The 24259-nt window shown below is 76.1% G+C and carries 26 protein-coding genes; 16 read left to right on the forward strand and 10 right to left on the reverse strand.

Annotation, left to right across the window (positions count from 1 at the left end; genetic code table 11):
• Positions 1 to 88 precede the first annotated feature (88 nt).
• Positions 89 to 409 (forward strand): hypothetical protein, encoded by a 321-nt coding sequence (locus ACYX4T_RS20860; protein ID WP_476011182.1) that lies wholly within the window; start codon positions 89 to 91, stop codon positions 407 to 409.
• 30 nt (positions 410 to 439) lie between these two features.
• Here the strand turns inward: ACYX4T_RS20860 and ACYX4T_RS20865 are convergent, their stop codons facing one another.
• The 4 genes from ACYX4T_RS20865 to ACYX4T_RS20880 form a co-directional block, all read right to left on the reverse strand.
• Positions 440 to 1096 (reverse strand): response regulator transcription factor, encoded by a 657-nt coding sequence (locus ACYX4T_RS20865; protein ID WP_476011183.1) that lies wholly within the window; start codon positions 1094 to 1096, stop codon positions 440 to 442.
• Positions 1093 to 2712, reverse strand: coding sequence for a sensor histidine kinase (locus ACYX4T_RS20870; RefSeq protein WP_476011184.1), 1620 nt, complete (start codon positions 2710 to 2712; stop codon positions 1093 to 1095). The genes ACYX4T_RS20865 and ACYX4T_RS20870 overlap by 4 nt, the downstream gene beginning before the upstream one ends.
• Positions 2621 to 2926 carry a hypothetical protein gene (locus ACYX4T_RS20875; RefSeq protein ID WP_476011185.1) on the reverse strand — a complete coding sequence of 102 codons (306 nt, stop codon included), beginning with the start codon at positions 2924 to 2926 and terminating at the stop codon, positions 2621 to 2623. Before ACYX4T_RS20875 ends, ACYX4T_RS20870 begins: the two co-directional genes overlap by 92 nt.
• Before the next feature lie 74 nt (positions 2927 to 3000).
• Entirely contained in the window at positions 3001 to 4650 is a 1650-nt protein-coding gene (locus ACYX4T_RS20880; RefSeq protein WP_476011186.1) for an ABC-F family ATP-binding cassette domain-containing protein, read from the reverse strand.
• Between the two features lie 140 nt (positions 4651 to 4790).
• Between ACYX4T_RS20880 and ACYX4T_RS20885 the strand changes: the two genes are divergently transcribed.
• From ACYX4T_RS20885 to ACYX4T_RS20900, 4 genes are read left to right on the forward strand one after another with little or no spacing between them, the layout of a single operon-like run.
• Positions 4791 to 5624, forward strand: a complete 834-nt coding sequence (locus ACYX4T_RS20885; RefSeq protein ID WP_476011187.1) for a type III secretion system chaperone family protein — start codon at positions 4791 to 4793, stop codon at positions 5622 to 5624.
• On the forward strand, positions 5621 to 7228 hold the full coding sequence (locus ACYX4T_RS20890) for an SDR family NAD(P)-dependent oxidoreductase (protein ID WP_476011188.1): 1608 nt from the start codon (positions 5621 to 5623) through the stop codon (positions 7226 to 7228). Before ACYX4T_RS20885 ends, ACYX4T_RS20890 begins: the two co-directional genes overlap by 4 nt.
• Before the next feature lie 5 nt (positions 7229 to 7233).
• On the forward strand, positions 7234 to 7785 hold the full coding sequence (gene pyrE, locus ACYX4T_RS20895; protein ID WP_476011189.1) for an orotate phosphoribosyltransferase: 552 nt from the start codon (positions 7234 to 7236) through the stop codon (positions 7783 to 7785).
• Positions 7782 to 8450, forward strand: a complete 669-nt coding sequence (locus ACYX4T_RS20900) for a TrmH family RNA methyltransferase (protein WP_476011190.1) — start codon at positions 7782 to 7784, stop codon at positions 8448 to 8450. The genes pyrE and ACYX4T_RS20900 overlap by 4 nt, the downstream gene beginning before the upstream one ends.
• Before the next feature lie 5 nt (positions 8451 to 8455).
• Here ACYX4T_RS20900 and ACYX4T_RS20905 read toward each other — a convergent pair whose 3' ends face one another.
• The 3 genes from ACYX4T_RS20905 to ACYX4T_RS20915 all read right to left on the reverse strand — a co-directional run bounded on the left by ACYX4T_RS20905 (position 8456) and on the right by ACYX4T_RS20915 (position 10797).
• A complete protein-coding gene (locus tag ACYX4T_RS20905; RefSeq protein ID WP_476011191.1) occupies positions 8456 to 9220 on the reverse strand; it encodes a DedA family protein in 765 nt (254 codons plus the stop codon).
• A 71-nt stretch (positions 9221 to 9291) separates the two neighbouring features.
• Positions 9292 to 10020 (reverse strand): hypothetical protein, encoded by a 729-nt coding sequence (locus ACYX4T_RS20910; RefSeq protein ID WP_476011192.1) that lies wholly within the window; start codon positions 10018 to 10020, stop codon positions 9292 to 9294.
• Positions 10021 to 10107: 87 nt separating this feature from the next.
• Positions 10108 to 10797 (reverse strand): SigE family RNA polymerase sigma factor, encoded by a 690-nt coding sequence (locus tag ACYX4T_RS20915; protein ID WP_476011193.1) that lies wholly within the window; start codon positions 10795 to 10797, stop codon positions 10108 to 10110.
• Between the two features lie 217 nt (positions 10798 to 11014).
• On the opposite strand from ACYX4T_RS20915, the gene fbaA reads away from it, so the two are divergent.
• From fbaA to ACYX4T_RS20930, 3 genes are read left to right on the forward strand one after another with little or no spacing between them, the layout of a single operon-like run.
• Positions 11015 to 12049, forward strand: coding sequence for a class II fructose-bisphosphate aldolase (gene fbaA, locus ACYX4T_RS20920; protein WP_476011194.1), 1035 nt, complete (start codon positions 11015 to 11017; stop codon positions 12047 to 12049).
• A 19-nt stretch (positions 12050 to 12068) separates the two neighbouring features.
• A complete protein-coding gene (locus tag ACYX4T_RS20925) occupies positions 12069 to 12509 on the forward strand; it encodes a DUF3151 domain-containing protein (protein WP_476011195.1) in 441 nt (146 codons plus the stop codon).
• A gap of 4 nt (positions 12510 to 12513) precedes the next feature.
• Positions 12514 to 13677 (forward strand): FUSC family protein, encoded by a 1164-nt coding sequence (locus ACYX4T_RS20930; protein ID WP_476011196.1) that lies wholly within the window; start codon positions 12514 to 12516, stop codon positions 13675 to 13677.
• 33 nt (positions 13678 to 13710) lie between these two features.
• On the opposite strand, the gene ACYX4T_RS20935 is transcribed toward ACYX4T_RS20930, so the two are convergent.
• Entirely contained in the window at positions 13711 to 13947 is a 237-nt protein-coding gene (locus ACYX4T_RS20935) for a hypothetical protein (protein WP_476011197.1), read from the reverse strand.
• A gap of 157 nt (positions 13948 to 14104) precedes the next feature.
• The gene (locus ACYX4T_RS20940) at positions 14105 to 14791 is read right to left on the reverse strand and encodes a hypothetical protein (protein ID WP_476011198.1); all 687 of its coding nucleotides are present in this window, start codon (positions 14789 to 14791) and stop codon (positions 14105 to 14107) included.
• 80 nt (positions 14792 to 14871) lie between these two features.
• Here ACYX4T_RS20940 and ACYX4T_RS20945 point away from each other — a divergent pair, with 80 nt between their 5' ends.
• Positions 14872 to 16161 carry an adenylosuccinate synthase gene (locus ACYX4T_RS20945; RefSeq protein WP_476011199.1) on the forward strand — a complete coding sequence of 430 codons (1290 nt, stop codon included), beginning with the start codon at positions 14872 to 14874 and terminating at the stop codon, positions 16159 to 16161.
• A 10-nt stretch (positions 16162 to 16171) separates the two neighbouring features.
• A complete protein-coding gene (locus ACYX4T_RS20950; RefSeq protein WP_420791724.1) occupies positions 16172 to 16471 on the forward strand; it encodes a UBP-type zinc finger domain-containing protein in 300 nt (99 codons plus the stop codon).
• On the opposite strand, the gene ACYX4T_RS20955 is transcribed toward ACYX4T_RS20950, so the two are convergent.
• Positions 16472 to 17707 (reverse strand): glycerophosphodiester phosphodiesterase, encoded by a 1236-nt coding sequence (locus tag ACYX4T_RS20955; protein ID WP_476011200.1) that lies wholly within the window; start codon positions 17705 to 17707, stop codon positions 16472 to 16474.
• 216 nt (positions 17708 to 17923) lie between these two features.
• On the opposite strand from ACYX4T_RS20955, the gene purD reads away from it, so the two are divergent.
• The 6 genes from purD to ACYX4T_RS20985 all read left to right on the forward strand — a co-directional run bounded on the left by purD (position 17924) and on the right by ACYX4T_RS20985 (position 24259).
• The gene (gene purD / locus ACYX4T_RS20960; protein WP_476011201.1) at positions 17924 to 19192 is read left to right on the forward strand and encodes a phosphoribosylamine--glycine ligase; all 1269 of its coding nucleotides are present in this window, start codon (positions 17924 to 17926) and stop codon (positions 19190 to 19192) included.
• A gap of 56 nt (positions 19193 to 19248) precedes the next feature.
• Complete coding sequence (locus ACYX4T_RS20965) at positions 19249 to 19545, forward strand: hypothetical protein (protein WP_476011202.1); 297 nt, start codon at positions 19249 to 19251, stop codon at positions 19543 to 19545.
• Positions 19546 to 19549: 4 nt separating this feature from the next.
• Complete coding sequence (locus ACYX4T_RS20970) at positions 19550 to 21511, forward strand: transglycosylase SLT domain-containing protein (RefSeq protein ID WP_476011203.1); 1962 nt, start codon at positions 19550 to 19552, stop codon at positions 21509 to 21511.
• A 55-nt stretch (positions 21512 to 21566) separates the two neighbouring features.
• On the forward strand, positions 21567 to 21872 hold the full coding sequence (locus ACYX4T_RS20975) for a hypothetical protein (protein ID WP_476011204.1): 306 nt from the start codon (positions 21567 to 21569) through the stop codon (positions 21870 to 21872).
• A gap of 1 nt (position 21873) precedes the next feature.
• On the forward strand, positions 21874 to 23046 hold the full coding sequence (locus tag ACYX4T_RS20980) for a transglycosylase SLT domain-containing protein (RefSeq protein ID WP_476011205.1): 1173 nt from the start codon (positions 21874 to 21876) through the stop codon (positions 23044 to 23046).
• Between the two features lie 91 nt (positions 23047 to 23137).
• Positions 23138 to 24259: a pyridoxal phosphate-dependent aminotransferase gene (locus tag ACYX4T_RS20985; RefSeq protein ID WP_476015330.1), complete on the forward strand. Its 1122-nt coding sequence runs from the start codon at positions 23138 to 23140 to the stop codon at positions 24257 to 24259.

Consider the following 24259-nt stretch of genomic DNA (forward strand, 5'->3'; position numbering starts at 1 on the left):
CATCGCCCTCTCCCGGACGCCTCACCGGCGCCGACGACGCTGGTGCGTGCCGGGCGAGGGACGCCCGCGCGACCTCCGGAGGCACCCCATGAGCCCGCTGACCCGTAGCCGCTCCCTGCTCGTCCTCGCCGCGCTCGGCGGGGCGCTCGCCCTCACCGGTTGCGCCGCCACCGACGGCGCCCCGATGCCCGTCGCCGTGTCCGTGCCCGCCGTCCCGGGCTCCGGGCCGGCGCCGGGCCAGCCGCTGCCGCCGCTCGGCCTCGGTGACGACGACGATGACGACGACGGCTTGCGGGACCGCGACGACGACCGCGACGACCGCGACGACCGCGACGACCGCGACGACGACCTCGACGATGTCCGGGACGACGACGACGGTCCCGGCGACGACGACGGCTGGGGCGACTGACGGCCCGAGCACCCCAGCAGCCCCCGTGCCTCAGCCGAGCCGGTACCCCATCCCGCGCACGGTCGTGATCCACTCGGCCCCGAGCTTGCGGCGCAGGTAGCGCACGTAGACGTCGACGACGTTGGAGCCCGGGTCGAAGTCGTAGCCCCACACCCGCGAGAGCAGCTGCTCGCGGGAGAGCACCTGGCCGGGGTGGCGCAGGAACGTCTCGGCGAGGACGAACTCGCGCGCCGACAGGTCGACGGTCTGCCCGTCCACCGTGGCCCGGCGGGTACGCAGGTCCAGCGACAGCGTGCCGAGGCGCAGCACCGTCACCTCGCCGCTCCCGGCGTCGGCGAGCCGCCTGCGCACCCGGGCCAGGAGCTCCTCGAACCGGAACGGCTTGGCCATGTAGTCGTCGGCGCCGCCCTCGAGCCCCGCGACCGTGTCGGCGACGCTGTCCCGTGCGGTCAGCACGACGACCGGCATCCGCGACCCCGACGCCCGCAGCTCCGCGAGCACCGCGAACCCGTCGAGGCCCGGCAGCCCGATGTCGAGCACCAGCAGGTCGTGGTGCCCGGCCAGGGCCTGGTCGCGGGCGGCGATCCCGTCGTCGACGACAGTCGTGGCGAAGCCGGCCGACCGCAGGCCCTTCTCGACGAACGCGGCGATCCGCGGTTCGTCCTCGGCGATGAGGATGCTGCTCAACGGCGGTCCGTCTCGGTCTCGGGGTGGTGCAGGGGCAGGACGAGCGTGAACGTGGCGCCGGGCCCGCTCTGGCCGGGCAGGCCGGTGCCGACGCCGTCGGAGAGCTCGACGTGCCCGCCGTGCGCGGCGGCGATCGCTCCGGCGATGGCGAGGCCGAGGCCGGCGCCGTCGGAGCGCCGGGTCTCTCCGCTGCCGCGGGCGAAGCGGGCGAAGATGCGCTCGCGGTCGGCGGCCGTGACGCCGGTGCCGGTGTCGGCGACCCGCAGCCGCAGGGATCCGCCGTCCACCCCGGCGCCGAGCACGATGCGGTCGCTCGGCGCGGTGTGGTGGGCGGCGTTGTCGGCGAGCACGAGCAGCGCCTGCGTCACCCGCTGGGCGTCCAGGTCGGCGGTGAAGTCGGGACCGAGCGCGTCGGTGCCGCCGACCAGCGCCCACTCCCGGTCGGCGAGCCCGGACGCCAACCGCCGCGTCTCCTCGAGCAGCGCGGTGACGTCGGTGGGCGCCGGGCGCACGAACTCGGGCTGCTCGGCCTTCGCGAGCACGAGCAGGTCGGTGACGATGCGGTTCATCCGCTCCAGCTCGTCGTCGACCAGCCCGATCGTCCCGCGGACGTCGGCGGGGTCGTCGGCGTCGACCACGTCGAGGTGCCCGCGCACGATGGTGATCGGGGTGCGCAGCTCGTGACCGGCGTCGTCGACGAACCGGCGCTGGGCGCGCGCCCCGTCCTCGACGCGGTCGAGCATCGCGTTCACCGCCCGCACCAGGGCTCCGAGCTCGTCGCGGCCCTCGGCGCCCGCGGTGATGCGCGCGGAGAGGTCGGTCTCGGTGATGGCCCGCGCGGTGTCGGCGACGTCGCGGACCGGGCGCAGGATCCGGCCCGCGACCAGCCACGCGGCGACCGCCGCGAGCACCGCGACGACCGCGCCCGCCGCCACCATGAGTCCCGCGGCGTCGTCGGCGGCGGAGCGCTCCTGGTCGGCGAAGTAGGCGACGACGATGACCCCGCGCGCCGGGTCGCCCGCCAGCGTCACCGGGACCGCGATGTAGCGGACCTCCCCCGCCCGGCTCTCGTAGCGCGCCTCGACCGGCGTCGCCACCGACCCGGCGAGGCGCGCGAACTCGCGGTCGTCCGCGAGCAGCACCGGGCTCTGTTGGCGGCTCTGGTAGCGGAAGACGCCGTCGAGGTAGCCGAGGAACTTCTCGTTCGGGCGGGCGAGGTTGTAGGTGATCGCGGTCTGGAGCACCTGGTCGACCGACGCGAACGGGGCGCCGTCGGCGGGGCTGCGACCCGACGCGGTGAGCGCGGTGAACTCCTCGATCTCGGTGCGCAGGGCGGTGTCCATGCGGGCGTCGGTGGCGCGGATCAGCAGCTGCCAGGTGACGACGGTGACCACCGCGAGGCTCCCGAGCACGAGCAGCAGCACCCAGGCGACGATGCGGACGCGGGTGCCGCGGGCACGTAGGAAGCGGGCGAGGTGGCCGGTCGTCGCGGTCGCCCGCTCAGGTGCCGCGTCGCGGTCGGGGTCAGCCGTCGTCGGGGCCGTCGTCGGGGCCGTCGTCGGGGCCGTCGTCGGGGCCGTCGTCGGGGCCGTCGTCCGGGCTGTCCGCGCCGTCATCCCCGTCCTCCTGCCCGCCGGCGGGCGGCGGCGCCACGTAGCCGTCGTCGTCCTGCCCGGGGGCGGGGGCCCCGCCCGGTGCCGGCGGCACGGACGGCACCGACACCGGCGCGGGCAGCGGGACACCCGTCGAGGTGTCGCACGCCGTCGCGCCCACCATGCCGATCCCGAGGCCCGCGAGCAGCAGGGCGGCGGAGAGCGTCGGTCGAGCCATGCCGCCACCCTGGCCGTCGCGGGTGAGCGGTCCGTGACGACGCGATGAGAACGTTCTCACGACCGGTGCGCTGCTCACCTGCGCTCGCGCACCTGCCCCGCGTCGACGTGCCAGTGCCGCGTGGTGGCGACCCCGGCGAGCAGGCGACGGTCGTGCGAGACGAGCAGGAGCGTGCCCTCGAACGACGCGAGCGCGGACTCGAGCTGCTCGATGGCGGGCAGGTCGAGGTGGTTGGTGGGCTCGTCGAGCACCAGCAGGTTCACGCCGCGGGCCTGCAGCAGCGCGAGCGCGGCGCGGGTGCGCTCGCCGGGGGAGAGGGTGTCGGCGCCGCGGTGCACGTGCTCGGCGCCGAGCCCGAACTTCGCGAGCAGGGTGCGGACCTCGGCCGTGGGCCAGCGGTCGAGCTCGGGCTCCCGGGAGAAGACGTCGAGCAGGGCGGTCGCGCCGGTGAGCAGGCCGCGGGCCTGGTCGACCTCGCCGACGACCACGCCCGACCCGAGCGCCGCCCGGCCCGCGTCGGGCGCGAGGCGGCCCAGCAGCAGCGCGAGCAGCGTCGACTTGCCGGCTCCGTTGGCCCCGGTGACGGCGACGCGGTCGGCGTAGTCGAGCTGCAGGGTGACGGGGCCGAGGGTGAAGTCGCCCCGCCGGACCACCGCGCCGTCGAGCGTCGCCACGACCGTTCCCGAGCGGGGCGCCGTCGCGATCGACATCCGCAGCTCCCACTCCTTGCGGGGCTCCTCGACGACCTCCATGCGCTCGATCCGTCGCTCGGTCTGGGCGATCTTCGAGGCCTGCTTCTCCGAGGTCTGCGCGTTGTGGTGCTTGATGAACTTGTCCTTGTCGGTGGCCTTCCTGCGGGCGTTGCGCACGCCCTTGTCCACCCACTGCTTCTGCGTCTGCATCCGCGCGGTCAGCTCGGAGCGCTTCTCGGCGTACTCCTCGTAGGCCTCGCGCGCGTGCCGGCGCGCGGTCGCCCGCTCGACGAGGTAGGCCTCGTAGCCGCCGCCGTACTGGGTGATCTGCTGCTGCGCGAGGTCGAGCTCGAGCACCGACGTGACCGTGCGGGCCAGGAACTCGCGGTCGTGGCTGACGAGCACCGTGCCCGCGCGCAGCTCCCGCACCCAGCGCTCGAGCCGTTCGAGGCCCGCGAGGTCGAGGTCGTTGGTGGGCTCGTCGAGCAGGAACACGTCGAAGCGCGCGAGCAGCAGCGAGGCGAGGTTGGCGCGGGCGGCCTGGCCACCGGAGAGCGCGGTCATCTCCGCGTCGAGCAGGTCGGCGGGGATGCCGAGGTCGTCGGCGACCTCGCCGGTGCGCTCCTCGAGGTCGGCGCCGCCGAGGTCCAGCCAGCGCTCGAGCGCGACGGCATAGGCCTCGTCGGCGCCGGGCACGCCCTCGGCGAGCGCGGTGGTCGCGGTCTCGAGCGTGGCGGCCGCGTCGGTGACGCCGGTGCGCCGGCCGAGGAAGCCGCGCACGGTCTCGCCCGGCACGCGCGCGGTCTCCTGGGGCAGGTGGCCGACGGTCGCGGTCGGCGGGGTGACGGCGACCGACCCCTGGTCCGGCGCGGCGAGCCCGGCGAGCAGGCGCAGCAGGGTGGACTTCCCGGCGCCGTTGACCCCGACCAGCCCGATGACGTCGCCGGGTGCCACGACGAGGTCGAGACCGGAGAACAGCACCCGGGCGCCGTGCGCGGCGGCGAGGTCCCGCGCGACCAGCGTGGCGCTCACGATCACCGACTCTAACCGCGCCCCGCGACCCGATATGTGAGCACTTTCCGGGCCTATAGGCCCGGAAAGTGCTCACATGGTTCGGCGCGCCGGTGATGGGCTGCACGATGGGTGGACGTGGGCGTCGTACCCTCCAGGGCGTGCCTGCCTGGGTCTGGTTCGTCGTCGCGGCGCTGGCCGCGGGCGGCGGGGCGCTGCTGCTGCTCTCCGACCGCGCGCGCACCGGCGGACACCGGCGCGACCGGCGCCGCTGGGCCGAGCAGAAGAGCTGGGAGTTCGTCGACGTCGACCCCGTCCTGCCGAGCCGCTGGCGCTACGGCGCCGTGCACCAGGGCGGGCACGGTCGCGCCCTCGACCTCGCCACCGGCGCCGTCCCCGGTCCGGGCGGCCGCCGCCTCGCCCACGTCTTCGACCACGAGCAGGCCGGCCAGGTCACCGGGATCGTCGCCGCGGTGCGCGGGGTGGCGACCCTGCCCGTCGCGCTCGAGCTGCGCCTGCCCTCGGCGCCCCTGCCCGACGACGCGGGCCTCGACTCGCTGGGCCAGGTCGGCGAGCGCTACGCGTTCGTCACCTCGGTCGCCCAGGCCCGCCCGCTGATCACCCCGGAGGTCGCCCGCGCCGCCGACCTCGTCGGCGACGACGTGCCGCTCGTCTGGGCCGAGGACACGTGGGTGCTCGCGAGCATCGACGCCGGGGCCGACCCCGAGCGCGTCCAGGGCCTGCTACAGGCGCTCGTCGAGGTGTCGGTGGCCCTCGAGAACGCGGCCGGCGGCGACGAGGAGGACCCGTACGCGGCCGGGCCCGGGCCGGAGGACGCCCCGGCGCCCGACGCCCCCGCGGACGCCGCCCGCCCCGACGACCCCCCGGCCGCCCCGCGCCCGACCCACAAGGACAGCCCCGCGGACATCCCCTACGACGTCGAGGACGACGAGTTCGGGCCCGGCGCCCGCAGCAGTTCGTCCTCGGGGCGGTGAGCGGGCCCGTCCCGCGCCGGACCCTGGTCACGTCCGCGGACAGCGACCTGGGCCGCGCGTTCGTCCGGCGCCTGCACGCCGGGGGCGACGAGCTGATCCTCGCCGGCGGTGCGCGCGAGGCGCTCGAGGCGCTGGCCGGGGAACTGGCCGGGGAGCCGGCCGGGACGCGTCCCGAGATCCTGCCCGGCGACCTCGCCGACGCCGACGACCTCGACCTCGTCGCCCGCCGCCTCGCGGCCGACACCCGCCCGATCGACCTGCTCGTCGTCGGCCCCCCGAAGGCGGGCACCGAGGCCCTGCCCGACGGCGACCCCGCGCGGGTCCGCGCCGCCCTGGACCGCAACGCCGGCGCCGTGCTGGCGCTCCTGCGCGCCGCGCTGCCGGGGATGATCGCCCGCGGGCACCCAGGCCCGGGCGGCGTGATCACCGTCGCCGGCCCCGGGGCCTACGTGCCGCTGGCCGGCGCGCCCGGTCTCGACGGGGCCGCGCAGGCCTACGTCGCCATGCTCACCGAGTCGCTGGCCCAGGCCCTGGCGCGCGACGGCCTCGGGCTCACCGTCGTCTGCCCCACCCCGCCGCCGGGCCGGGCCGCCGACGCGGTGGCGATGCGCGTCGCCCCGCCCGACGCCGACGCCGTGGCGGCCGCCGCGCTCGCCGACCACGCCGCGGGCCACCCGGTCTCGACGCCCGGCATCGGCCTCAAGGCGCTCGCCGGGGTGTCGCGGCTCGTCCCGTTCGACGCCGTCCGCGCCGCGTCCGGGCTGCGCCGGGGCGGGGGCCGGGGCGGGAGCCTCGCCGGCGCCCTGCGCGGCCGCCGCGGTCCCCGGGGGGCGCGCGACGGCACCGCGCTGGTCACCGGCGCCAGCTCCGGGATCGGCGCCGCGTTCGCCGAGCGGCTCGCGGTCGCCGGGCACGACCTCGTCCTCGTCGCCCGCGACGCCGGCCGCCTCGAGAGCCTCGCCGAGCGCCTGCGGGCGCGGTACGGGGTCGGTGTCGAGGTGCTCGTCGCCGACCTGGCGGCGGCCGCCGAGCGGCGGCGGGTCGCCGACCGGCTGGACGCCGGCCGCCCGGTCGCGCTGCTCGTCAACAACGCGGGCTACGCGACCGCCGGCGAGTTCGTCGACACCGACCCGGCGGCGCTGCGCGCGAACTACGAGGTCAACACGGCCGCCGTGCTCGAGCTGACCGCGGCCGCGCTGCCCGGCATGGTGGCGCGGGGGCGCGGCGACGTCGTCAACGTCTCCAGCGTGGCCGGCTTCCTGCCCGGGCGGGGGTCGGTCTACAGCGCCGGCAAGACCTACGTGACGACGCTCTCGCAGAACCTCGCGCTGACCCTGCACGGCACCGGGGTGCGGGTCATGGCGCTGTGCCCCGGCTTCACGCGCACGGAGTTCCACGCGCGCCTCGGGCAGGAGCGCCAGGGCCCGGACTGGCTGTGGCTGGACGCGGACACGGTGGTGTCGGAGGGTCTCGACGACCTCGAGGCGGGGAAGGCGGTGTCGGTGCCGGGCGCGGTGTACAAGACGATCGTGGGCGCGACGCGGATGGTGCCGCGCGCCCTGCTGCGGGCGATCGCGGCGCGCACGGCGACGGGACGGGGATGAGTGCGGTGACCACCCCGACGGTCGACCCCGACGCCCGCGCCCGCCTCGCGGCCCTCGTCGCGGAGCTGTCCGTCGTCCACGGCCGCGTGACGCTGTCCTCGGGGCGCGAGGCCGACTACTACGTCGACCTGCGCCGCGCGACCCTGCACCACGAGGCCGGGCCGCTGATCGGGCGACTCGTGCGCGAGCTGACCGCCGACTGGGACTACGACGCCGCCGGCGGGCTCACCCTCGGCGCCGACCCGGTCGCGCTCGCGGTGATGCACGCCCCGGGCGCGCCGGTCGACGCCTGCGTGGTGCGCTCGGCCGCGAAGACCCACGGCATGCAGCGGCGCATCGAGGGCCCCGACGTCACCGGTCGCCGGGTGCTCGCCGTGGAGGACACCTCGACCACCGGCGGCAGCGTGCTCACCGCGGTGGACGCGCTGGTCGAGGCGGGCGCCGAGGTGGTCGGCGTCGTCACCGTCGTCGACCGCGGCACGGGCGCGACCGAGGCCGTCGAGGCCCGCGACCTGGCCTGCCGCTCCCTGCTCGGGCTGGCCGACCTGGGGCTGTGAGCGACCCCGGCCCCGAGGACGACCAGCCCGGCCCCACCGAGTGGACGACCGGGCCGGAGCCGGTCGGGGTCGGACCCTGGCCGGGCGGGCCGGCGGCCTGGCCCGACGACCCGCGCTACGACCCCGAGCTCCTCGCCGCCGGCGACCGGCGCAACGTCGTCGACCGCTACCGCTACTGGCGCCGCGAGGCCGTCGTCGCCGACCTCGACCAGCGGCGCCACCCGTTCCACGTCGCGATCGAGAACCTGCACCACGACGCCAACATCGGCACCATCGTGCGCACCGCGAACGCCTTCGCCGCGGCGGCCGTGCACGTCGTCGGACGGCGGCGCTGGAACCGGCGCGGCGCGATGGTGACCGACCGCTACCAGCACGTGCACCACCACCCCGACGTCGCGGCCCTGCTCGCCTGGGCCCGGACCGAGGACCTCGTCGTGGTCGCCGTCGACACCGCTCCGGGGGCGGCGGCCCTCGAGACCGCGGTGCTGCCGCGCCGGTGCGTGCTGCTGTTCGGTCAGGAGGGTGTCGGGCTGACGCCGGCGGCCGTGGCGGGCGCCGACCAGGTGCTGGCGATCGCGCAGTACGGGTCGACGCGGTCGATCAACGCCGGCGTCGCGGCCGGGATCGCCATGCACGCGTGGATCCGCGCGCACGCCTCCCCGTAGGAGGGTCAGCGGCGCCGGTCGATGTGCTGGGTGGGCCCGTCGACGCCGGTGTCGATGACCTGGGTGGGCTCGTCGGTCGCCCCGTCGAGGACGTCCTCGGCCAGCCCCTGCGCCCCGAGCTTGCGCTCCCGGCGCGCCTTGATGAGCTCGACCGCGATCGGCACCAGGGAGAGCGCGACCACGAGGAGGAGCATGGCCTCGATGTTGTTCTTCACGAACTCGAACTGGCCGAGGCCGGCCCCGAGCAGCGTCACCCCGGCCGCCCACGCGACGCCGCCGATCAGCGAGAACGTCAGGAAGCGACGCGCGTCCATGCGCCCGACGCCGGCCATGACGGTGATGAACGTCCGCACGATCGGCACGAACCGGCCGAGCACGATGGCCCGGTTGCCGTACTTGTCGAAGAACTTCTGCGTGCGCTCGACGTTCTCGCGCTTGAAGAGCCTGGAGTTCGGCCGGTCGAAGATCGGGGGCCCGGCCTTGAGCCCGATGTAGTAGCCCAGCGCGTTGCCGAGGAACGCGCACACCACCAGCAGCACGCACACCAGCCACAGCGGCGTGTCGATGAGGCCGGTGACCACCGCGAGGCCGGTGATGAACAGCAGCGAGTCGCCGGGCAGGAAGAAGCCGACCAGCAGTCCGCACTCGGCGAAGATGATCAGGCACACGCCCGCGAGGGCCCAGGGGCCCAGCGCCTCGATGATGTACTGCGGGTCCAGCCACTCGGGGCCGAGGGCCTGCACCGTGGTGGCGGCGGCGGTGGGCGACACGTCACAGCACCGTACGCGGCGGGCCGGGGCGTCGGCGGCGGGGTCACCGGTTCGTCCGGGTGGTGACCTGCTCAGCCCGGCAGGGCCAGGGTGCCGACGGCCGCGAGCGCGCCCGCGACGGCGCCGGCGAGCAGCGCGACACCCGACCACCAGGCGATCCGCGCGGGTGTCCACGCCGAGGGCGCGTCGGCGGGCGGCGGCGCCGTGCCGGGCGCGGGTACCGGCCGGGCCCGGGGCACCCCGGGCGCCGCGGGACGACCGGCCGGACCGGGGCCGGGCGGCGGGGGACCGGGGCGGGCGGGGGCGCGCGGCGGCGGCGCGCCCGGCGCCCAGGGGCGCTCGGCGGTCGCCGGCCCGGGACGCGGGGCCGGACGCGGCATCGGCGGCCCGCCGCGCGTGGCGGCGGAGTAGGGGCCGGTCGTCGTGGGGCCGCCGGCACCGGGCCCGCCGGGGACGGGTCCGGCGGGGGTGGGTCCGGCAGCGGTGGGTCCGACGGCGGTGGGTCCGGCGGGGGCCTTGCCGACGGCGGGCCCGGGGCCGGTCATGCCGGGCGGGCCGGCGGTCGCCGGCCCGTGCTGGGCGACGGTCTCCGGCGCGTTCCCCGGCGCCGCCTCCTCCTGCCCGCGGCGGCGACCCAGCGGGCGGAAGCGGTCGCGCAGCCGCGAGCCGCCGGACGGGGCCTCGTGCGCCTCGGTGGGCGGCGAGGGATCACCGGTACCCCCGGCGGCGCCGCCCGGGGTGGACACCCCGCCCGCGGCGTGCGCACGCAGGGCCTCGGACAGCAGCCGCTCGTCGCTCATCCCGGCCGATGGTAACGGCGACACCCCGCGTGACCCAGGGCCGTCCGTGGGCCGTCCGGGATCGCTGGGCCGGTCGCCCGACCGGCCCTACCCCCCGCCGACCAGCTTGCCGATGGCCTCGAGCCCGCGGCTCGCCGTCGACTTCACCGTGCCCTTGCTGATGCCCGTGGCCTCGGCGATCTCGGCCTCGGAGAGCCCCCCGTAGTACCGCAGCACCAGCACCTCGCGCTGGCGCCGCGGCAGTTTGCCCAGCGCCGAGACCACCGCCTGGTGCTCCGCGGAGAGCATCGCGAGCGACTCGGCCGAGCGGGCGTCGGCGGTGTGCGGCGGGGTGTACTCGCGGGCGGTGCGCCGGCGGCGCAGCACCGAGCGGGAGCCGTTGACCACCGCCGTGCGCAGGTAGCCCAGCGCCGCGTGCTCGTCGCGCAGGCGGCTCCAGTGCCGGTGCAGCCCGGTGAACGCCTCCTGGACGACGTCCTCGGCGGTCGCCGGGTCGTCCACGAGCAGCACCGCGAGGCGCACGAACCGCATCCGGTGCTCGCGGTAGAGGTCCTCGAGCGTGCGCGGGGCCTCGTGCTGGTCCTGGGTGGCGACCGGGCCGCTCGCCGGCCCGAACGCCGGCCCGGACGACGCGGTGCCCGGCGGGCCGGGAGGTCGCGGCGGGCCCGACGGGCGGGCCGACGGGTGCGCGACCGCGGCGTCGGCCGGGGCGACGGCGTCGATGGCCCGCAGGCTGCCCAGTGTGCGCTCGACGGCGCTCTCCCCCGGGTGACCCACCTCTCCGACGATAGCCCTTCACCACGCGTGGTCCCGGTGGGGACGACCGCGAGCCCCCGGATCACCCGCGTGGCCCAGGGGCGTGCGCGGGGACTCCGGTCACACCGGACGACGCAGCGCCGGGCGCCTCGCCTGCGTCATACTGCGCCGACGCCCGGCCGGACCGCGCCCGCTCCGGTGCCCGGCCCCTGTCGAGGAGCTCCTGGGAGGCACGACGATGCCCATCGCGACCCCCGAGGTCTACATCGAGATGCTGGACCGCGCGAAGGCGAACCGCTTCGCGTTCCCGGCCATCAACTGCACGTCCTCGGAGACCATCAACGCGGCCCTGCGCGGCTTCGCCGAGGCGGAGAGCGACGGGATCATCCAGTTCTCCACGGGCGGGGCCGAGTTCGGGTCGGGGCAGTCGGTGAAGGACATGGTGACGGGCGCGAGCGCGCTCGCCGAGTTCGCGCACGTCGTGGCGGAGAAGTACTCGATCAACGTCGCGCTGCACACCGACCACTGCCCGAAGGACAAGCTCGACTCCTACGTCCGCCCGCTGATCGCGATCAGCCAGGAGCGCGTCGACCGCGGGCAGAACCCGCTGTTCCAGTCGCACATGTGGGACGGCTCGGCGGTGGAGCTCACCGAGAACCTCGAGATCGCCCAGGAGCTGCTGGAGAAGGCGGGCAAGGCGAAGATCATTCTCGAGGTGGAGATCGGCGTCGTCGGCGGCGAGGAGGACGGCATCTCCGCCGACATCGACGAGAAGCTCTACACCGCGCCCGGCGACTACGAGCGCACCGTCAAGTCCCTCGGCGGCGGGGAGAAGGGCCGCTACCTGCTGGCCGCGACGTTCGGCAACGTGCACGGCGTCTACAAGCCGGGCAACGTCAAGCTCCGTCCCGACGTGCTCAAGAAGGGCCAGGAGGTCGCGGCCAAGGAGCTGGGCCTCCCCGACGGCTCGAAGCCGTTCGACCTGGTCTTCCACGGCGGCTCGGGCTCGCTGCTCGAGGAGATCCACGAGGCCCTCGACTACGGCGTGGTCAAGATGAACGTCGACACCGACACCCAGTACGCCTACACGCGCCCGATCGCCGCGCACATGTTCGAGAACTACGACGGCGTGCTGAAGATCGACGGCGAGGTGGGGAACAAGAAGACCTACGACCCGCGCAGCTACGGCAAGAAGGCCGAGGTCGCGATGGCGGAGCGGGTGACCACGGCCTGCGAGGACCTGCGCTCGACGGGGCAGACGCTCGGGAAGTGACGCCGGGGATGATGGCTCCATGACCATCCCGACGGGCCCGGGCGCCGGGCACGGGCACAACCTGCTGGGGCCGCAGCCGACCTATCTCCCCGAGACGCCGGAGCCGGCGTCGCGGCTGGAGCGCGGTGAGGACCCGGCCGCGGTCGTCGCCGACCACCCGACCTACTCGGCCGGGTGGGCGGCGCTCGCGGAGCGCGCCGAGGCGGCGGGCGAGCACGTCACGGCCTACGCGTTCGCGCGCACCGGCTACCACCGCGGGCTCGACCAGCTGCGCCGTAACGGCTGGAAGGGCTTCGGGCCGGTGCCGTGGAGCCACGAGCCCAACCAGGGCTTCCTGCGCGCGGTGGCGTCGCTGGCCAAGGCCGCCCGGGCGATCGGCGAGACCGACGAGGTCGAGCGCTGCGAGGCGCTCCTCGCCGACTGCGACCCGGAGGCCCTCGCCGCCCTCGGCCTGGCCTGACGCGATGCCCGGCGGGCAGGGCCGGGTCGGTCCGCGCCTGCGCGGGCTCGCCGGCACCCGGGTCCGGCGCCTGCGCGACTCCGGGCTGCCGGTGCTGCAGTGCGCGCTCGCGGCCGGCCTCGCCTACCTCGTGGCGCGCGACGTCGTCGGGCACCCGGTGCCGTTCTTCGCGCCGATCGCCTGCGTCCTCGTGCTGGGCGTCGGCGTCACCAACCGGCTGCGGCGCTCGGTGGAGCTCGCGGTCGGGGTCAGCGTGGGTGTGGCCGTCGGCGACCTCATCGTCGTGCTCATCGGGCCGGGCTGGTGGCAGATCAGCGTGGTGGTGGGGCTGGCGCTGCTCGCGGCGCTGCTCTTCGACGTCGGGGCGCTGCTGCTCAACCAGGCCGCGGTGTCGGCGGTGCTGGTGGCGACGCTGCAGCCGCCGGGCACGACAGCCGCCTTCTCGCGCTGGATCGACACGCTCATCGGGGCGGCGATCGGGCTGGCCACCGCGGCGACCCTGCCCTCCCATCCGCTGACCCGCGCCCGGCGCGGGCTCTCGGCGCTGCTCACCGAGCTCGAGGCCGTGCTCGCCGGGACCGCCGACGCGCTCGAGGCCGGCGATCTCGACGCGGCCGCCGGGGTGCTCGAGCGGGCGCGGGCCACGCAGGGGCGCGTCGACGCGCTGTCCGACGCCGTCGACGCGGGCTTCGAGATCACGACGATCGCGCCGCTGCGCCGCCGCCACCGCGGGGAGCTCGCGCGCCTGCGCACGGCCGTGCGGCCCGTCGACCTGGCCCTGCGCAACGCGCGCGTCCTCGCCCGGCGCGCACACGCGGCGATCCGGGACGGCGAGCGGCCCGATCCGGAGCTGGTCGCGGTGCTGCGGCGCCTGGCCGACGACACCCGCACGCTGCGTGCCGAGCTGACCGACGGCGAGTCGACCGACGGCGCCCGCAGCGCGCTGCTGGACACGGTCGCCACCCTGCCGGAGCGGGGCGGCGGCTACTCGGCGGACGTGGTGCTGGCGCAGATCCAGTCGATGATCGTGGACCTTCTGACCGCGGCCGGCCACGACCGTGACGAGGCGGTGGCAGCGACGACGAGCACGCGGCGCGATCGCGAGGATCCCGCGGACCCGGAGGACCCGGAGGACCCGGAGGACCCGGAGGACCCCGGACGCTCCTGAGGAAACCCTCTCCCGAGGCGGCGCGCGACGGCGTCAGGACGCCCGGCGGAGCTCGCGGGTGTCGTCGAGACCGGACACCGGCGCGCGGGGCGCCGCGGGTGCGTCGTCGTCGTGGTGCACGAGCGTGAGGGCGGGGCCGGTGGGCTCCACCGGGGCGCGTCGCCGGGCCCGGGCCGCGACCGGCACCGCCGTCGCGTGGGCTTCGAACCGCTCGAGCAGGCAGACGACCAGGATGATCGCGATCGGGAGGATGACCACCACCGCCAGCATGGTCCTGGCATACCCCCACCCCGTCCCGGCACACGTGGTCGGCGGCAGGTGGGCACGGACGGTGGCTCGGTGGTCGCCCAGCGCAGTCGTGCGGCCCACCGACCCGGGGGATTCCCGCCGGTCCGCGGGGTGATGCCGGTCACATCGAGCGGCCGCGTCAGGGCCGCACGAGGAGCCAGTCCTCGGTGTGCCGGTACCAGCTGCGGCGGGGCACGGGCCGGTCGCCGGGGACGCCGTCGCGCACGACGGTCACCGGCGGCCGGCACCCGAGCTGGACCGCCCGCCCCGCGTGCTCGGTGACCCGGCCCGGGCGCAGGCCGCCGAGCCGGCGCGGCCCGGTGACGGTGACGCGCACGCCGCCGGCGGGGTCCGGCGCCACGGCGACCTGTGCCGCGTCGCCGCGCAGGACGCGGTGCTCGCCGCAGTAAATCTCGCCGTGGACCGGGCCCGTGGTGTGGCGCCCGGCGACCAGGCCGCCGTGGTCGTCGCGCACCAGCGGGGCCGGGCGCGCCGTCCCGTCGCGGGCGAGGTCCAGGGCCGCGGCCGGGTCGGTGGGCAGGCCCCACACGGCCGCGGCGGCCGAGTCGGGGTCCGCGAGCAGGGCGACCTCGACGTCGAGGCGCTCGCGACGCAGCAGGCGGACGAGCACCGCGGCGATCGCGGCGTCGTCGCCGGCGACGACGAGGCGCCCGCCGTCACCGATCGCGTCGAGGACCGGGTCGACCTCGCCGCGGGTGGGCCGGGCCGACAGCGCGAGGATCGAGCCCGGCGACGCGGCGGCGCTCCAGCGCTCTCCGGCGTCGCTCCCGCACGTCAGCATGCGCGACGACGAGCCAGCGGACACGCGTGCACTACCCTTCCGTTGCACGGGGCGGGCCCCGCACTCCCGTGCGACCAGCGCAGTCGAACGTCAGGGAGTGTCACATGCCGGCCATCGTCCTCATCGGCGCCCAGTGGGGTGACGAGGGCAAGGGCAAGGCCACCGACATCCTCGGTGAGCAGGTCCAGTGGGTCGTGCGCTACCAGGGTGGCAACAACGCCGGGCACACCGTCGTGCTGCCCGACGGCAAGAACTTCGCCCTGCACCTCATCCCGTCCGGGATCCTGACGCCGGGTGTCACCAACGTGATCGGCAACGGCGTGGTGGTGGACCCCGGGGTGCTGCTCGAGGAGCTCGCCGGCCTGGAGGCCAAGGGCGTCGACACGGGCAAGTTGTTGATCTCCGCGGACGCGCACGTGATCATGCCGTACCACGTGGCCATCGACAAGGTGACCGAGCGCTTCCTGGGCAAGTCCCGCATCGGCACCACCGGTCGCGGCATCGGCCCGGCCTACCAGGACAAGATCGCCCGGGTCGGCGTGCGGATGCAGGACCTGCTCGACGAGAAGCTGCTGCGCGAGAAGGTCGAGGCCGCGCTGGAGCTGAAGAACCAGGTCCTCGTCAAGATCTACAACCGGCGCGCCCTCGACGTCGACGAGGTCGCCGACACCGTGCTGGGCCACGCCGAGGGCTTCGCGCACCGGATCGCCGACACCCGCCTCGCGCTGCACCAGGCGCTGGAGCGCGGGGAGACCGTGCTGCTCGAGGGGTCGCAGGGCACCCTGCTCGACGTCGACCACGGCACCTACCCGTTCGTCACGTCGTCGAGCCCCACCGCGGGCGGGGCGGCGGCCGGGTCGGGCATCGGGCCGACGCGCATCAGCCGGGTGATCGGGATCCTCAAGGCCTACACCACGCGCGTGGGCTCGGGGCCGTTCCCGACCGAGCTGTTCGACGCCGACGGCGAGTACCTGCGCAAGACCGGCGGCGAGTTCGGCGTGACCACCGGGCGCAGCCGCCGCTGCGGCTGGTTCGACGCCGTGATCGCCCGGTACGCGGTGCGCGTCAACGGCATCACCGACCTGTTCCTCACCAAGCTCGACGTGCTCTCCGGCCTCGAGAACGTGCCGATCTGCGTGGGCTACGAGGTCGACGGGCAGCGCGTCGACGAGATGCCGATGACCCAGGCCGACGTCACCGCCGCGACGCCGGTGTACGAGACGATGCCGGGCTGGTTCGAGGACATCTCGGCGTGCCGCTCCTTCGCCGACCTCCCGGCCAAGGCCCGCGACTACGTCGAGCGCATCGAGGAGCTCTCGGGCGCGCCGGTCTCGGCGATCGGGGTGGGCCCGGGACGCGACGAAACCGTCACGCGGCCCGAGGCCGCCCCGTAAACTCGTCCGGGTGGGCGCCTGCGAACACCTCCTGACCATCGGGACCGGCGGTGTCGCCGCCGACCCGGCGCCGGACGCGGTCGCGCGCGACGGCGAGACCCTGATCTGCCCGGACTGCCGGGCCGAGGGCTACACCGCATGGGCCCACCTGCGGAAGTGCGTGGAGTGCGGGCACGTCGCGTGCTGCGACTCCAGCCCGTACCGCCACGCTTCCAAGCACCACGAGGACACCGGCCACCCCGTGATGCGCTCGCACGAGCCGAACGAGTCCTGGCGCTGGTGCTACGTCGATCGGCGCCTCGCGCCCTAGTCAGGGCGGGGTCACGGCAGCCAGCGCGGTGTCGGGGTCGTCGCTGAACACTGCGTCGACGCCGAGCCCGACGAACTGCTGGTACTCGCCGAACGCGTCGCCGTAGGTGTCCGGCGGCGCGCCCGCCCCGTTGCCGGTCGCGCCGCCGCGGCGCCGCCCGAGCGGCAGGAACTCGTTCTCGTTGCGGAACGTGTAGGGCATGACGCGCAGGCCCGCGGCGTGCGCGTCCTCGACCAGGCGCGTCGGCGGGCCGGCGGCGTCGTCGGGACCGAGCGGGACGATCCAGTCCTTGCTCGGGCCGAGCCAGGTCGCGTAGGTGGCGACGTCCCGCAGCCCGTCCGGGGTCAGCAGGGCCTCGGAGGTGCGGGGGTCGTTCGCGGCGACGAGGTCGGCGGGCCGGGTGCCGGCGGTGTCGACGAGTTGCAGCAGCGGGCAGCCCACCTGGCCCCTCAGCGCGCGGAGGTTGGCCGTCTCGAACGACTGGATGATCACGCCGGAGTCCTCGCGGTCGCGGCCGCGGCGGCGCAGGGTCTCGACGAGGGCGGGCTCGACGGGCAGGCCCAGGCTCGCGAAGTAGGTGGAGTGCTTGACCTCGGGCAGCACGCCCACCGGCCGGCGCAGCTCGGCGGCGAGGCCGTCGAGCAGGTCGAGCACCTCGTCGAACGTCACGACCCCGTAGCGGCCGTCGTAGAGGGTGCTGTGCGGGCGGGTCTCCGGGATGCGCTCGACGGCGCGCAGCGCGCGGATCTCGGCGAGCGTGAAGTCGGTGGTGAACCAGCCGGTGGTCGCGGTGCCGTCGATCTGCTTCGTGGTGCGCCGGGTCGCGAACTCGGGCCTGGTCGCGACGTCGGTGGTGCCGCCGATCTCGGGCTCGTGGCGGGCGACGAGGGCGCCGTCGCGGGTGGGGACGAGGTCGACGTCGACGGCGTCGGCGCCCATGCGGATCGCCAGGTCGTAGGCGGCGAGCGTGTGCTCGGGGCGGTAGCCCGAGGCCCCGCGGTGCCCGACGACGGTGATGCGGTCCGGCGCGGCGCCGTCCGCGCCGCGGTCCGGGGCGGGGGCACCGGCCGGGGTGGGCGGCGGAGCGGGGGTGCTCGCCGCGCCGTCCGGCCCGGCGGGCGACGCGGCGGTCGGGGGTGTGTCGGCGCACCCGGCCGCCAGGACCCCGGCGGCGGCGAGACCACCCCAGAGGGCGGAGCGACGGGACAGGGCGGGCACCGCATCCGGGCTGGTCATCGCGCCGGATGATCCCCAGGCCCGCCCGCCCCCGCCACCCGGCCCGCCCGTCCCCGCGGTGAACAACGCGTGCGGGGCGGTTCGAGCGATGCGGCATTGCTGGCGTTCAAAGCCAGGATCGCCACATCCTCGCGAGGAGACACGCCGAGGCATCCGAACTCGGTGCGGTGCCCCGCCCGGGCCGGCCCACGGGGGGCTCCCCGTAGCGTGTCGGGCGTGCGCGTCCTGGTCATCGGGTCCGGAGCCCGCGAACACGCCCTGCTGCTCGCCTTCGCCGGCGACCCGCAGGTCACCGCCCTGGCGGCCGCCCCCGGCAACGCCGGGACCGCGGCCCTGGCCGAGCACCCGGGGCTCGCCGACGCCGCCGACCCCGAGCAGGTCGTCGCCCTCGCCCGCGGGTGGCGCGCCGACCTCGTCGTCGTCGGCCCCGAGGCGCCGCTCGTCGCCGGGGTGGGCGACGCGCTGCGCGAGGCCGGCGTCGCCTGCTTCGGGCCGACGGCCGCCGCCGCGCGCATCGAGGGGTCGAAGGCGTTCGCCAAGGACGTCATGACCGCTGCCGGCGTGCCCACCGCCCGCAGCGAGAGCGTCGACAACCCCGGCGACCTCGACGCCGCCCTGGCCCGCTTCGAGGCGCCGTGGGTGGTCAAGGACGACGGGCTCGCCGCGGGCAAGGGGGTGCTCGTGACGTCCGACCTCGCGGCCGCCCGTCGCCACGCCGCCTCCGTGCTCGAGGGCGGGCACCCCGTGCTGCTCGAGTCGTTCCTCGACGGCCCCGAGGCCTCGCTGTTCTGCGTCGTCGACGGCACGACGGTCGTCCCGCTGCTGCCCGCGCAGGACTTCAAGCGCCTCGGCGACGACGACGCCGGGCCGAACACGGGCGGGATGGGGGCCTACGCCCCGCTGCCCTGGGCTCCGGCGGGGCTCGTCGACGAGGTGGTCGACCGCATCGTCACCCCGGTCGTCACCGAGCTCGACGCCCGCGGCACCCCGTTCTCCGGCCTGCTCTACGCCGGGCTCGCGCTGACGTCGTCGGGGCCGCAGGTCGTCGAGTTCAACTGCCGCTTCGGCGACCCCGAGACCCAGGTCGTCCTCGCCCTCCTGCGCAGCTCGGCGGCGTCGCTGCTCGCGGCCGCCGCGCACGGGCGGCTGGCCGACGAGCCCGCGCCGACCTGGTCGGACGGAGCTGCGGTCACCGTCGTCGTGGCCGCCGAGGGCTACCCCGGGCAGGTCCGGACCGGCGACGTCCTGCGCGGCTCCGACGACCCGGGCGTCCTGCACGCGGGCACCCGCCGCCGCGACGACGGCGCCGTGGTGTCGAGCGGCGGGCGGGTGCTCTCGGTGGTGGGGACCGGTGCCGACCTCGATGCCGCCCGCGACGACGCCTACGCCCGTCTCGCCGCCGTCCACCTTCCCGGCGGGCACCACCGCACCGACATCGCCCGCGAGGCCGCCGCCGGTCGCGTCGCCATGCCAATGCGCGCCTGACGCAGGTTCCGCGAAACGGCACCACGGGTCCGCGGCGGCGACCTACCCTGCCGTCCGTGCCCGACCTCGTCCTCGGCCCCGCCGCCCTCGAGCAGGCGCGTGCCGGCATCGCGTCCGAGGCACGCCGGGTGCCGGCGATGGTCGACCGGTTCGCGGTGCCCCGCGCCGGCCTCGGCGACCTCGCCTCGGCCGGCGCGATGCTCGGCGCCCTCGACGAGGTCGCGCGGGCGTTCGACGCCGAGCTCGGCGCCGCGGGCTCCCGTCTCGACGGGATCGACCGCGCTCTCGACGCCGCGCTCGCGGGCATCCGTACCGTCGACGCGGACGCCGCCACGTCCCTGTCCGCGGCGTGATCGCGTGCCGTTCGACCCCGTCGGCGAGCTCGCCGCGCAGCCCGGGGGCCAGGAGCTCAGTGCTCTCGTCGCCCGTGTCCAGCAGGTCGACCCCGAGGTGCTGCACGGCGCGGCGCGCGGGCTCGGTGGGATGGCCGAGGGCGTCGACGGATCGCTACGGGCCGTCGACCGTCACGGCGCCGAGGTCCGGCAGGCCTGGCAGGGGCGTGGTGCCGAGGCGCTCAGGGGCTACCTCGACGACGTCGACCGTGCCCGCGGGCGCACGCTCGACGGTGCCGGTCGCATCCGCTCCCGCATCGATGGTGCTGGTCAGGAGCTCGCGGGGATGCGACGGGAGGTCGACGCCCACGTGTCGCGGGCGCTCGACGCCGCGCGCCGGCTGCGGGTCGAGGCGCTCGCCGACCCGTCGCGCGCCGCGATGGTCGACCAGCTCGTCGCCGAGGCGATCGCGGAGCCCACTGCGTCGGCCCGAGCCGCCGTCGACCGCGCCGAGACCGCCCTCGGCGACGCCGCCGCGGCCCTGCGTGAGCTCGCCGGGGACCTGACCTCCTTCTCCCGCCTGCCCACCCCCGACGCCCGCCCGATCGCCCCGCCGCCCGGTGCCGGGCCGCTGTGGTGGACGGCGGCGTCGCCGCTGACCGGCGAGGCGGTGGCCACCGCTCCGGCGTTCGTCGACGACGGTGGGGGCGGCGTGCAGGGGATCGACTTGTCGGGTGGGTCCTCGGCCGATTCGTCCGGCGACTTCACCGACACCTCGTCGCTCGACGGTTCGTCGGCGGGTGGGTCGGCGACGGACTCGTCGACGGATGACTGCTCGGGCTCCGCCGGCAGCTCGGATGCTGCGGACACGGGAGGGGCGGGGTCTGACCCGGACGGCTCGGGGTCGGGTGGCTCGGAGTCGAGCTCGACGGGTACGGGGTCGAGCGCGGGGGATGCGGATGCTTCGGGAACCGCAGCGAGCGGTGCGGATGGAACGGGGTCCGACGCGGAAGGCTCGGGATCGGGTGCGGACGACGCGGATGCTTCGGGAACTGAAGCGAGCGGTGGGGACGGCTCGGGGTCCGACGCGCCCGGCTCGGGGTCGGGTGCGGACGACGCGGATGCTTCGGAGACCGAACCAGACGGGTCGGATGGCTCGACGTCGGACACGAACGGCTCGGACGCCGAGACCGGGACATCGGAGGGCACCGGCGACGCCGGCGGACCCGGCGGCTCCGAGACCGGCTCGTCCGAGGGCGCCGGCTCTTCGGACGACGGACCGTCGGGCGATCCCGACGCAGCGGCTGGGGACGACGCGTCCGACGGCAGCGGGTCCTCGGACGGCAGCAGGTCCCCGGACGACAGCGAGGCCTCGGGCGGCAGCGAGGACACCGGCGACGACGAGGCGTCCGGCACGAGCAGGGACACGGACGACGAGGCGGGCGATTCAGCGTCCGACGGCTCGTCCGCGGCCGGCGCCTCGGCGGCCGACGACACCTCTGCCGACACCTCTGCCGACACCTCTGCCGACACCTCTGCCGACGACTCCGCCGCAGGCACCGCAGCGGCCGACGGCACCGGGGACACCGCCGACACTGCGACCGACGCCGCGCCGGCGGGCGGCCCGAAGGGCGAGGTGGGCGACTGGATCCGCGAGGCGATGGCGATCCTGCAGGCCGAGGGCGTGCCGCTCGACAAGATGGACGCCGACGACATCGCGACGATCATCGACCACGAGTCGGGTGGCGACCCCGAGGCCGTCAACAACTGGGACTCGAACGCCGAGAAGGGCACGCCCTCGCAGGGCCTCATGCAGACCATCGGCCCGACGTTCGACTCCTACAAGCTCGAGGGACACGGCGAGATCACCGACCCGGTCGACAACATCATCGCCGGGGTTCGGTACGCGATCGACCGGTACGGCTCGGTGTCCGAGGTGCCCGGTGTCGAGGCGATCGCCCGCGGCGATGCGTACGTCGGCTATTGACGCGGGTTCTTCCGAACGGCACCACCGTGGCGTCGGCCCGCCTACCGTTCCTCACATGCCCGACCTCGCCGTCGACACCCGCGCGCTCGAGGAGGCGCGCACGGTGCTCGCGGGCGAGTCCGGGCGGATGCCGGGGCTCGCCGACCGGCTCGAGGGCACCCCGCCGCCCGAGGTCGGCGGGCTCACGGCGTCGGCGGCGCTGCGCGATGCGGTGGCCGCGCTGACCCGGGCGCTCACGGCCGATCTGGAGGCGGCCGGCGCCCGCCTCGGCGACGCCGACCGGGCACTCGACGCCACCATCCAGCTGGTGCGGTCGACCGACCGGGCCGCCGCCGATTCCCTCCGGCCGGCGGGGAGCTGACGTGCCGCCCGCCGACTTCGACGGCCGGCTCGCGGCCGAACCCGCAGCCGCGGAGCTCGCGGGCCTCGCCGCGCGGCTCCGCACGGTCGACCCGGGTGCGATCCGGGCAGTGGCGGCGCACGTGCTGGCGGTGGGGGACGGCGTCGACGGCTCGGTGCGTGCCGTGGACCGAGCTGCGGCGGCGATCGAGGGCCGCTGGGAGGGCGAGGGCGCGGCAGCGTTCGGCGGCTGGGTGGCCTCGTTCCGGAAGGCGGGGGCGAGCGAGCGCCAGGCGATCGCGGAGGCGGTCACGACGCTCGAGCAGGTCGGCACCGTCCTCGACGGGCTGCGCCGCGAGGTCGAGCAGCAGGTGGCGCAGGCGCTGGCGATGGCCGGCGCGGCGCGCGACCGGACGGTCGCGGGCGCGGGCCTCCCGCCTGCGCTGGCCGACCGCCTCGCCGCGGACGCGGTGCGCGGACCCACCGACGCCGCGCGGGCGGCCGTCGAGCGCGCCGAGATCGAGCTCGCCGACGCCGCGGCCCGCCTGCGCAGGACGGCCGAGGCGATGACGGCGTTCGCAGCGCTGCCCGCACCGGACGCCCCCGCCACGGCCACGCCGCGCGCGACGCCGGTGCCGTGGCGGCCGGTCGAGGACGCGGCCGCGACCAGCACCGGCACTCTCGCGGGCGCCGCCGACCCGGGCAGCCACGGCAGTGCCGACGGCGCGAGCGGCGGCGAAGGGAGCGGCGGCACCGGCGGCGCAGGGAGTGGCGGCGGCTCCGGCGGCGGGTCCGGCGCGTCGGGCTCCGCGACCGGCGGCACGAGGCCGGCGCCCTCGGGCCAGGTTGGCGACTGGATCCGTCAGGCGACGGCGATCCTGCAGGAGTCGGGGGTGCCGCCCGAGAAGATGGACCCGGCCGCCATCGCGACGATCATCGAGCGCGAGTCCGGCGGCGACCCGGACGCCGTGAACGACTGGGACTCCAACGCGGACAGGGGCACGCCGTCCCAGGGCCTCATGCAGACGATCGGGCCGACGTTCGAGGCGCACAAGCTGCCCGGGCACGACGACATCCGTGATCCCGTCGACAACATCATCGCCGGGGTCCGCTACGCGATCGAGCGCTACGGGTCGGTGTCCCGGGTGCCGGGTGTCGAGGCGCTCGCCCGCGGCGACGCCTACGTCGGCTATTAGGGACCCGCCGAGCCCGACCTAGGGTGACGGGGTGACGACTCTGGCGCGCCTCGGCCCGGCGACACGGGCCACGGTCCCCCCGTTCCACGTCATGGACGTCTGGGCGGCCGCAACCGAGCGGGCGCGCACGCACGGCGACCTCGTCAACCTCTCGGCGGGCCAGCCGTCGACGCCCGCCCCGGTCGACGTGCGGAACGCCGCGAAGCGCGCCCTCGACGAGCAGATCCTCGGCTACTCCGGCTCGCTCGGCACCCTCGAGCTCCGCGACGCGATCGCCGCGCACCACCGCGCCCGCTACGGCGACGACACGGTGCGCCGGGACGACGTCGTCGTGACCACCGGCGGCTCGGGCGGGTTCCTGCTCGCGTTCCTCGCGGCGTTCGACGTCGGCGACACCGTGGTGCTCGCCCGCCCCGGCTACCCCTGCTACCGCAACATCCTCGCCGCGCTCGGCTGCGACGTCGTCGAGCTCCCGTGCGGCGAGGGGACACGGTTCCAGCCGACGGTCGCGATGCTCGAGGAGCTCGACCGCCCGCCGAAGGGCGTCGTCGTCGCGAGCCCGGCGAACCCCACCGGCAGCGTCATCGAGCCCGACGAGCTGGCCGCGCTCGCCCGGTGGTGCGAGGAGCACGGCGTCCAGCTGGTCAGCGACGAGATCTACCACGGCATCGAGTACGGGGACGCCCCGCCGACCGCCAGCGCCTGGAGCACCTCGCACGAGGCGCTCGTGGTCACCTCGTTCTCGAAGTACTGGTCGATGACGGGTTGGCGACTGGGCTGGCTGCTGGTGCCCGAGCGGCTGCGGCGGGCCGTGGACGTCATCGCCGGCAACTTCACGGTCTGCCCGCCGGTGCCCGCGCAGTACGCGGCGCTCGCGGCGTTCACCGAGGCGTCGCTGGCCGAGGCCGACGCCCACGTCGAGCGCTACGCCCTGAACCGGCGGCTGCTCCTCGACGGGCTCCCGGCCGTGGGCCTGACGCGGCTCGCGCCCGCCGACGGCGCGTTCTACGTCTACGCCGACGTCGCCCACCTCACCGACGACTCCCTCGCGTTCGGGCAGCGCATCCTCGCCGAGACCGGCGTGGCGGTGGCGCCGGGGATCGATTTCGACCCGGTCGACGGTCACACCTGGATCCGGCTGTCGTTCGCCGGTGCGACCGCGGACGCCCGGGAGGGCCTCGAGCGTCTCGGCCGGTGGCTGCCGACGCTGTAG

The sequence above is a fragment of the Actinomycetospora sp. ABD4_176 genome (assembly GCF_056311855.1).